General features: G+C 40.8%; 5 protein-coding genes. 1 reads left to right on the top strand and 4 read right to left on the bottom strand.

From position 1 onward, the window contains the following. Positions 1-4 precede the first annotated feature (4 nt). Complete coding sequence (locus FD17_RS12575) at positions 5-2,611, bottom strand: Cna B-type domain-containing protein (protein WP_057826527.1); 2,607 nt, start codon at positions 2,609-2,611, stop codon at positions 5-7. A gap of 357 nt (positions 2,612-2,968) precedes the next feature. Then, positions 2,969-3,952 carry a TDT family transporter gene (locus FD17_RS12570; RefSeq protein ID WP_057826526.1) on the bottom strand — a complete coding sequence of 328 codons (984 nt, stop codon included), beginning with the start codon at positions 3,950-3,952 and terminating at the stop codon, positions 2,969-2,971. 109 nt (positions 3,953-4,061) lie between these two features. Here FD17_RS12570 and FD17_RS12565 point away from each other — a divergent pair, with 109 nt between their 5' ends. Then, a complete protein-coding gene (locus FD17_RS12565; protein WP_057826525.1) occupies positions 4,062-4,880 on the top strand; it encodes a LysR family transcriptional regulator in 819 nt (272 codons plus the stop codon). Between the two features lie 9 nt (positions 4,881-4,889). Here FD17_RS12565 and FD17_RS12560 read toward each other — a convergent pair whose 3' ends face one another. Next, positions 4,890-6,341, bottom strand: coding sequence for a hypothetical protein (locus tag FD17_RS12560; RefSeq protein ID WP_235803229.1), 1,452 nt, complete (start codon positions 6,339-6,341; stop codon positions 4,890-4,892). Between the two features lie 170 nt (positions 6,342-6,511). Then, on the bottom strand, positions 6,512-8,570 hold a 2,059-nt coding region (locus FD17_RS13245; RefSeq protein WP_235803228.1), incomplete at its 5' end, for a DUF5776 domain-containing protein.

Raw genomic sequence — 8,570 nt, 5'->3', positions numbered from 1 at the left:
TTACTTAAGAGATTTTAGACAGCTTCTTAGGTGTCACAGGCGTAACGGGTGTTACGGGAGTAACTGGCGTATGCTCGTTCTTCAAAGTAACCACACCATCTTTTACCGGTTGTGGACCAGTTGTCGATGACGTATATCCATCAGGCACCTTGGTCTCAGCAACGGTATATGTGATTGGGTTTCCACTTGCATCAGTTGATGGCAAGTTCTCAAACAATGCTGTGTAATGGTTATCTGAATCCAACGTTACCGTTTGACCAGTTGCTTTACCATTGGCGTACAACTCAGCGGTGATCGTTGGTGGCACCGTTCCAGATGGAACACCGGACCACTCTTTAACAACCTTGATCGAATGATTTTGCGGAATAAATGCGTTAATCAATGTGACCAAACCATTCTTAACTTCTTGTTGGCCACTCGTGGTTGAAGTATAACCATTTACAGGTGTTTCAACAACGGTGTAAGTGATGGTTTTACCATTCGCATCAGTTTCAGGCAAGTTATCAAATCGTCCCAAATAACCATTCTGGCTGTCCAGAGTCAACGTCTTGTCGGTTGCTTTACCGTTGGCATACAGAGTGACGAGGATCTTTGGTGTTGTCACGTCACTTGGAACACCCTGCCAAACTTTATGAACGGTGACTGAGGTTTTGTTTGGAACATATTCATTAATGAGTGTAACCACGCCATCTTTAACCGGCTGCAATCCAGGCGTCATTGATGTATAGCCTGAAGGAACAGTCTTCTCTGCTACGGTATAGGTAATTGGATCCCCATTATCATCCGTTTCAGGAAGATCAGTAAACTGAGCCGTCCAGTTGTTTGATGCATTCAAATCAACAGTTTTGTTAGTCGACTTATTGTTTGCATACAAAACAGCAATGACATCTTTTGGCTTATCAGTATTTGATGGGACACCTTCCCAAGTCTTTTTAACAGTGATATTGGTCTGTTTTGGAATGTACTGGTTGGTGAAAGTCACCAAGCCATTCTTATCAGGTGATTTTTCATTATTTTCAGATTTATACCCTGAAACGGCTGTTTCTTTAACAGTGTAATCAATAGTTTTGCCGGATGCATCCTTTTCTGGCAGGTTAGTGAAGTCACCATAATAGTGATTATCATTTGTGAGTTTAAGTGTCTTGTCAGTTGCCTTACCATTCTCGTACAAAGTAAATGTAACATCTGGGGTAGTAACGCCCTTTGGAACACCTGTCCAGGTTTTTTTGACGTGAATTGAAGTTGTTGCCGGTGTTACTGGAATATAGGTGTTGGTTAACGTTGCCGTATTCGTATTATCCTTGGTAACAACTGGCTGTGGATCGGTTGTACCTTTATAACCATCGGGAACCGACTTTTCGGCAACGGTATATATGATTTTGTTGTTGCCAGAATCATATTCAAATAAGTTATCAAATGTTCCCTTATAATGGTTTGAATCATTCAAAGTAACTTTTTGATCGGTTATTTTACCATTCGCATATAAATCCGCTTCAATTGCGGGTGTAGTGGGTGCATCTGTGCCGGTTGGTAATCCTTTCCATTCCTTTACGACATTAATGCTATAACCGGAACCGCCACCGGTACCACTTCCACCGAGAATGATGTTAGCATGGGCTTGTCCACTTTTTTCATTAATCACGCTGTCGCCGCCAGTACCGTTGCCTTTTACCGTGCCAGTAATTTTAATGGTGTTGTTAAGCTGAAGCGAGTCACCGTTATCACGGTAACCTTTATCAGTAATCTTGACCAAGTACAGTACATTAACTGGCTTATCTAAAACAACGCCTTTCTTCCAACTGATTGTAAACGAAGTTGCTTTATCTGCACTCGGTAAATATTGAATCGTGTAATCATCGGGTGAGACAGGTGTTTTGTCGTCATACTGAAGTCTCAATAATGGACTTCCTGAATCATCTAGTGCAAGTGACTGTTTATCTGGATCTTGTATGGTATCAGTGACAACAGCATTCACAAGTTTCTTACTGTTGGGATTGATTTTTGCATCCCATTCGGCGTATTGATATCGATTGTTCTTATCAAGTGGATAGGTGTGCCCCATCCAGTCACCATTCCAAGCGTAACCATTCTTGGCAATATAGCTATCATTTCCGTCAGGATTGACATCTGTTTTTGGCCCACTTACATAAAGATTAATCGTACCACTCATCGCATTGTTATGAGTGGCATAGTAATCTGTAAAGGTAATGTGGCCAAATGTTGATCCGGCAGTCGCGTGAAAGGTTCCAATCACCGTACCATCCGCAGCTTTAATGGGGAAACTTTGTTCACTATTAAAAGTTGCTCCGTTGGGTAAGGTAACCTGCGCTGTGTCGCCATCCCCAACCTTAGTTCCAGTGGTTATTTGATACTTGTATGTAAGTTGATAGCTTTGAAATTTTTCCCAGTTGGCAACCTCATCGGCCGTTACTGGATTTCCATTATAAAAGGCCTTATCAGCCGTCAACCCACTGACCTTACCACTGATATCGGCAGCTTGAACATGCTGCGACTGCACATTCACCCCAACTATTAGTGAAATTAAAAAGAGCGCAATACTAATCCATTTCCATGTGTTTGACGTACTGCTTTTGCTAACTTCATAATCCATAAAAATCACCGCTCCTATCTGAAATACCGGCACCCCCAACAACCGATCCCTAAGCGGATGTTATCACCGATTACAAAACGATTATAGCACCAGTATAACCGATTCGCAAACCAAACTTTAACCAGTTACTAATGGTTAGCGATTATTTGTTATGAAGCCTTGCTACTATTGGAATAGTGAAGTATGTAAAATGGAAACTAAAGATCAAATAACGCTAAAAATCCTCTCAAAAAAAGTCGTATTTTTGGCTTCACTTATTGTTTTAAGCATTTTCATATATTTATAGTTATAATTAAATGCATAGTGTCTATATCCACAAACTAAAAAAGCCAACCATAATGGCTGGCTTTAATCGATTTACTTAGTAATTGTTTCGTCATTCGAAACGGCGACTTTCTTTTCTTGGGCTGCTTGATTTGCAAGATTGACCAGGAATTGACCATACTTGATTACCACGAAGACAACCATGAAAGTTGCTAAGGTAATTTCCAAGTTTGCGACTACGCCAATGATCGAGTTAAGTCCATTGGCTAAGTGGAAACTGTTGTTAAATAAGTTCAACGCAGTTGCTGAAATGACCAGCGGGAAAGTGAAAGCACCGAAGCTTGGGTAGAATGATAAGCGAATGTATTTAAAAATCTTAGTGAGGGTACCCCAGTACAAGCCTTGAGCCAGGAGAACCATGACCAATGAAAATGCCCATGATGGGTTGGTATTCATTGTCAGATAACCTGTCAGGCAAAGTGATGCTGGTGCGGCCATGATTGTAAGCAGAGGTAAAGTTGCTTCAAACATGAATTCCCGTCTTAATAATCGGATGCAGACGATTGGCAGCAGAATGGCATATAATCCTAATGATAACCAAAGGATTGGTGTGCCAAGTGCTGGAATGAAGTTGTTGGCAGTTACCGGAATCACACCGATTCCAACGAAAGTTACAAACCAACTTGGATATACATGATCCAATTCAACAGTTGGACGTAATAAATGACGATAGATAAAATATCCCATAATAACGAATTGCAAAATCACTGCGAATGTCCAAACTGCTAATGGTAATACTGGAAGACCCCATGATTTCAAGAAAGTGCTGATAATCATGAGTGACATGGTAAAGGTTGGGGCAACTGAAGCAATGATCGGATCATTTAAATCGTTCATACTTAATTTGAAATGAACGCCAATCTTGGCAATCACCAGCAGAATCAGGACTAATGATAAGATCCCCACAGCGTTGCCGACGATTGGCAAGCCGATTGCTTTAAATAAATTCCCCAGTGAGGCAATTCCAAGTATTAATCCACAAATTGGTAAAGGTAACTTCTTCAAAAATAACTTCATGCGGTCGTCTCCTCTCTTTGATGAGACTAATTATAGCGTGTATGGTAGAATAAATAAAATTGATAGTATTAATATTTATTATAAATGATATTTATAAGGAGCCCTCGACATGTTCAAATTTCTGGAAACCTTCATGGTTGTCTATAAAACCCGCAGCTTTTCATTGGCTGCCCAACAATTGTTTATCACCCAGCCAACGGTTTCAAATCAAATCAAACAACTGGAATTACAGCTTCATACAGAACTATTTGAACGAAAAAGCCGACGTGAAATTGTCCCGACGGAAGCTGCCAACCTATTACATAAACGGGCTGGTAAGATTCTGAAAAATTGGCAGGATGTAAATGAGCAAATTACCCGCTTAGGAGACGAAGACAACGAAAAAGTTAAGTTTGGCATTTCTCAAACCATCTCACGAATTCTATTCGCAAAAATTGCAAACAAATTAGTCGCATACCTGCCCAATCTTGATTTTGACGTGACAGTTTCCAATTCCGAAGGCGTTTTGAGCCAATTGGAGACCTACAAAATCGATATTGGCCTTATCGAAAAACCACTCGTTACCGAAAGCATTTCACGAATTTCAATCGGTAAGGACCAATTGGTTAAAGCCGGCGTTGATAATGGTAACTGGATTACCAGAGAACCCGGTTCCGGGATCGGCTACTACACTGAACAATACTTTCGAGAAGCTGATATCCAGCCGGATAAACTCATCCATGTTAACAACAGCGGCTTAATCCGCCGAATGGTCGCCCAGGGTGTGGGTCAGGCACTGCTTTCAGACAAAGATCTGCCAACAGGGGTTCCGGTTGAGTCACTTGGAGAACACTTTTCCCGTGACTTTTACTTATTGGTCAGAGAAGAAAACAGCAAGGATGAGATGTTGAATCGGATTATTCAGACTATCAATAATTTGAACAACTAAGCCCTTTAGTCAATTCCTGAGAGACCTGGTTGTCTGCGATTTGAAGTGGTCATAACTCATCTGCAGCAGCTCTCTTGGTGATGCATTTTCCAGAATTCTAATCTTATCAGGATTAGCTGCAGGACGGTCCTTATAAATCTGACTGTTTACATGATGGGATCCCTCTAACAAAATAAAGGCAAAATCAGTATCAACATTCTCAATTCGTTGGTAAATTAACCCGCCGCTTTTTTCATTTGGGTCCAAAATGTCGATATTTACCCCAAATGGTTGGAATGCCCGTTTATAACTCACTTGTTTGAACCATGAAACAATCTCAATATTTTTTCCGGCTAAAATGTCTTTTGCATCCGGATGATCAGCTATGAACTGATTAATAAAACCATTTGCAGAAATCTTTCCTGACATCTTTTTGCCATGAATCTGATTTGATGCAGTATCTCTGTAATAGTTTGCCGCCACATAGTGCTTATTAATCACAAACTTATCGGTGCCCAAATTATAATTTCCCCGGTAAACTTCACCTTCTTGGAGTTCGAACTTATCACCTATTACCGATGGGTCAGGAAATACAGACCCATCCAACGCGATAAAGCTCAATTGGTCTCCCTCAATATGGATATATCCATATAGTTCCTGATTATCTTTCATTAACTCTGATTTTCGAAGGTGGGTATTGGCGTTACTCATCCCCATTTTCAAAAAATAATCAATTTTATTAAAAAGTGGGAGTAATGAAAGAAATTCTCCGACTCTGGTTTCATCAATTCTGGCAAAAAGCTCATTAATGAGTTCCTGTGTAGTTGCTCTGTGGACACCTTTGCCTTGACCAGGTATTTCATAATTACGATATTGATGAAGCTTTTCTGTCAATTCTGCATTTCTTTGATCTAGTTTTGAAAGATGAACCTTCGTTTGTTCCATTTTTTTCTTTAGCTTTTCTTTGTCAGCGTATAATCGTTGAACCTGTTTGTTCTGCGAGCTCTTGATAAGATGGCGCATTCCTGTTCTCAAACTCTGATTTCGTTTATTCAACAATCCAATTTGGTGATTCAATCCTTCGTTATTATTCTTTAGCTCTAATTTGGTATTATAATCTTCAGTTCTAGACTGAATGGCTTCTTTTAGCTCGGACTCCAGCCCATTAGCGGTATCCCTCAGAGTTTGGTTCTCTTGTTTTAGGTTATATACTTTCATCTTCAGCCTCATAATATTCTGCTGGGATGAATTCTGATCCGCCTGAATAGACTGCAGCTTCTTTTGTAATTTCTTATTATCTCGCTTTAATTTTTTGTCCAATTTATAATTACTTGAAATTGGTGTGTCCTTTCTTAAGCGGAGACTTTCATCGGTTGAATCTTTTAATAACTTTGTTTGTTTCTTTTTTGCTTGAGCAAGTATTTGATTTCGACGATTTTTGGCTTGCTGCTTGTCCTGTTTCTTGATTTCATTAAAGTTCATTGGCTTCACCACATCAATCACCTCTCGCATTATATAAACAATCTTTGCTTAATTGTACCAAAATTCATCCCTGATATGGAGATTACTTCCATCCACCATTATGAAACACTTAAAAAAGGGCCGACCGCAAAGTCGACTCTTTTCTACTGTTCATATGCTAATCAATCTGCTTAATAATGGACTTTAACAAATTTGGAATTTCCGGTTACATAACCACCTGCTACTCGGTATCTCAACATCCCGTGCTTTGAGACACTGTTTGCATGCGAGTAATCATATCCGAGAACTTTAAGCTTGGTTCCTCTTTGGATCCGCTTCTTATTCTTGTGAGTGAAGTTGGCATCTTTATAACGATTGATGGTTCTCTTCAACCGAATGGTTCTAGGCATTTTCTTCTTACCGGTCATAACCAACTTGCGGTTAGCCGTAATGTATTGACCATTGGTAAGAACATATCTGGTCGTCAGATTGTGATGAACGACCTTTGAGACATGAAGCACTGTGCCCTGCTTGTACTTAACTGAGTGGCCAGTTAAGTCTTTGCGCTTGTAGCCATTCACACCACGTGGATTAATAACTGTGATCGTTTGATGTTTGCCTTGATAGTACACAGGACGAACATAATCGAAGTTGGCAGTGATGTATCCAACGAGATGACGGTTCTTTGTTAAATGGTTAACGTCACGAACTTTATATCTCAGAAGACCGTTCTTCGAATAGCTGTGGCCGATAACAACAAACATAGGTCGATAAACGCGTGGCTTGCTTACATATCCTGCCTTGCGTTCCTTCTTTGAGAATGTCTTATTCTTGTACAGATAGATGTTCTTCAAAGAGTAAACAACTTCGCCCTTTTTCATAACTCTTCTTTGGACTTGTGGTGCAGCATCGTTGGTAGCTGGTGCTGTTACCACTGGATTGGCCGGTGTTGACGCTTTCGGCTGGTCGGTTGTCTTTGTTGGAACAACGACGCCTGAACCGCCTGTTGTGCCACCGTTTCCAGTGTAATCCCCAAATACAAAGATCGTAATTGTCTGATCCTTATTCGAATATGTTGGGTTGACTGCTGGCTGCTGCTTGCCCTTCGGAAGTTCATTTGCAGTTGCTAAATGATAACCTTTAGGAGCTTTAACCACAGAAGGATTGGTCAAATCTACCTGGTTGTCATAGTATCCCTTTGGCGTCGTTGTGCCGACAACCTTTCCTGTGCTTCCGTCAACATACTGAATCGTGATGTTGTTAGAAGCATTAGGCGTGTAATAAATGTTTACATCTGAAACAGGTTTGGTCCCCAAAGTACGAAGTTGGACTGTTTGATCCGCATCTGGGGTATATCCGGTAACGGCATTCCCGTTTGCTTGTGGATCAATTTTAACAGTCTGTCCTACTCGGCCGCCAACCTTCGTATCATCATGTACCGGATGAGTCGTTCCAGTCAAATAATGGTGAACAGTAACGGCGTTGGCATCGTTTGGTGTAATGTCGTTTCCTGTGATATAAACGTCCACATCCTGATCCTTAGTTGTATAGGTAGGATTACCACTTTGCTGTTTACCATCTGGCAATTCGTTCTTGTCAGATCGATGATAACCATCAGGAATTGTAACCTTGGAATTATCATTCAAATCCAAAGTCTCACCAGTGTGGCCTTCAGGCTTATCGGTCGCAATTGTATTCCCAGAATTTGTATCAACCAAATGTACGATCACATGGGAATTTGCATCCCCTGTATAGTAAATCGTTACCTGCTTATGAGTATCAGGCGTTACAACGATTTGCTGCGTCGCTTGATTTGGCACAATCGTATAACCATCAAATGTTGGCTGCTTACCACTTGGGTTTACAGTCACTGTCTGACCGACTTTACTATTGATCCTATCCGTTGACAGCTCATTTGCGGTTGGTTTGCCAGTTTCATCTTGAACGGCATAATGAACGGTCACTGCATCATTCACGTCATCCCCAACCAAAAATACATTAACAGTCTTTGGTGTTGTAGTGTAGGTTGGATTTTCCGGTTGTGTATGGCCATCTAACTCATTTCCTGTTGCTTTGTGATAGCCAGCTGGAATGTTGAGATTCTTATTATCGTTCAAGTCCAACTGCTCACCAGTCTTGCCGGTTGGCACGTTCACACTGACCGGCGTGTTTGGATCACCATTAACATCGTAATCTTTAACGGTAATGGTATTAAGCTCATTGGCAGTGTAATACAGGTTGACCGGAGAT

The sequence above is a fragment of the Lentilactobacillus sunkii DSM 19904 genome, from assembly GCF_001435575.1.
Taxonomy (GTDB): Bacteria; Bacillota; Bacilli; order Lactobacillales; family Lactobacillaceae; genus Lentilactobacillus; species Lentilactobacillus sunkii.
The sequence above is the reverse complement of the archived record's forward strand: the minus strand, read 5'-3'. Positions and strand labels throughout refer to the sequence as shown.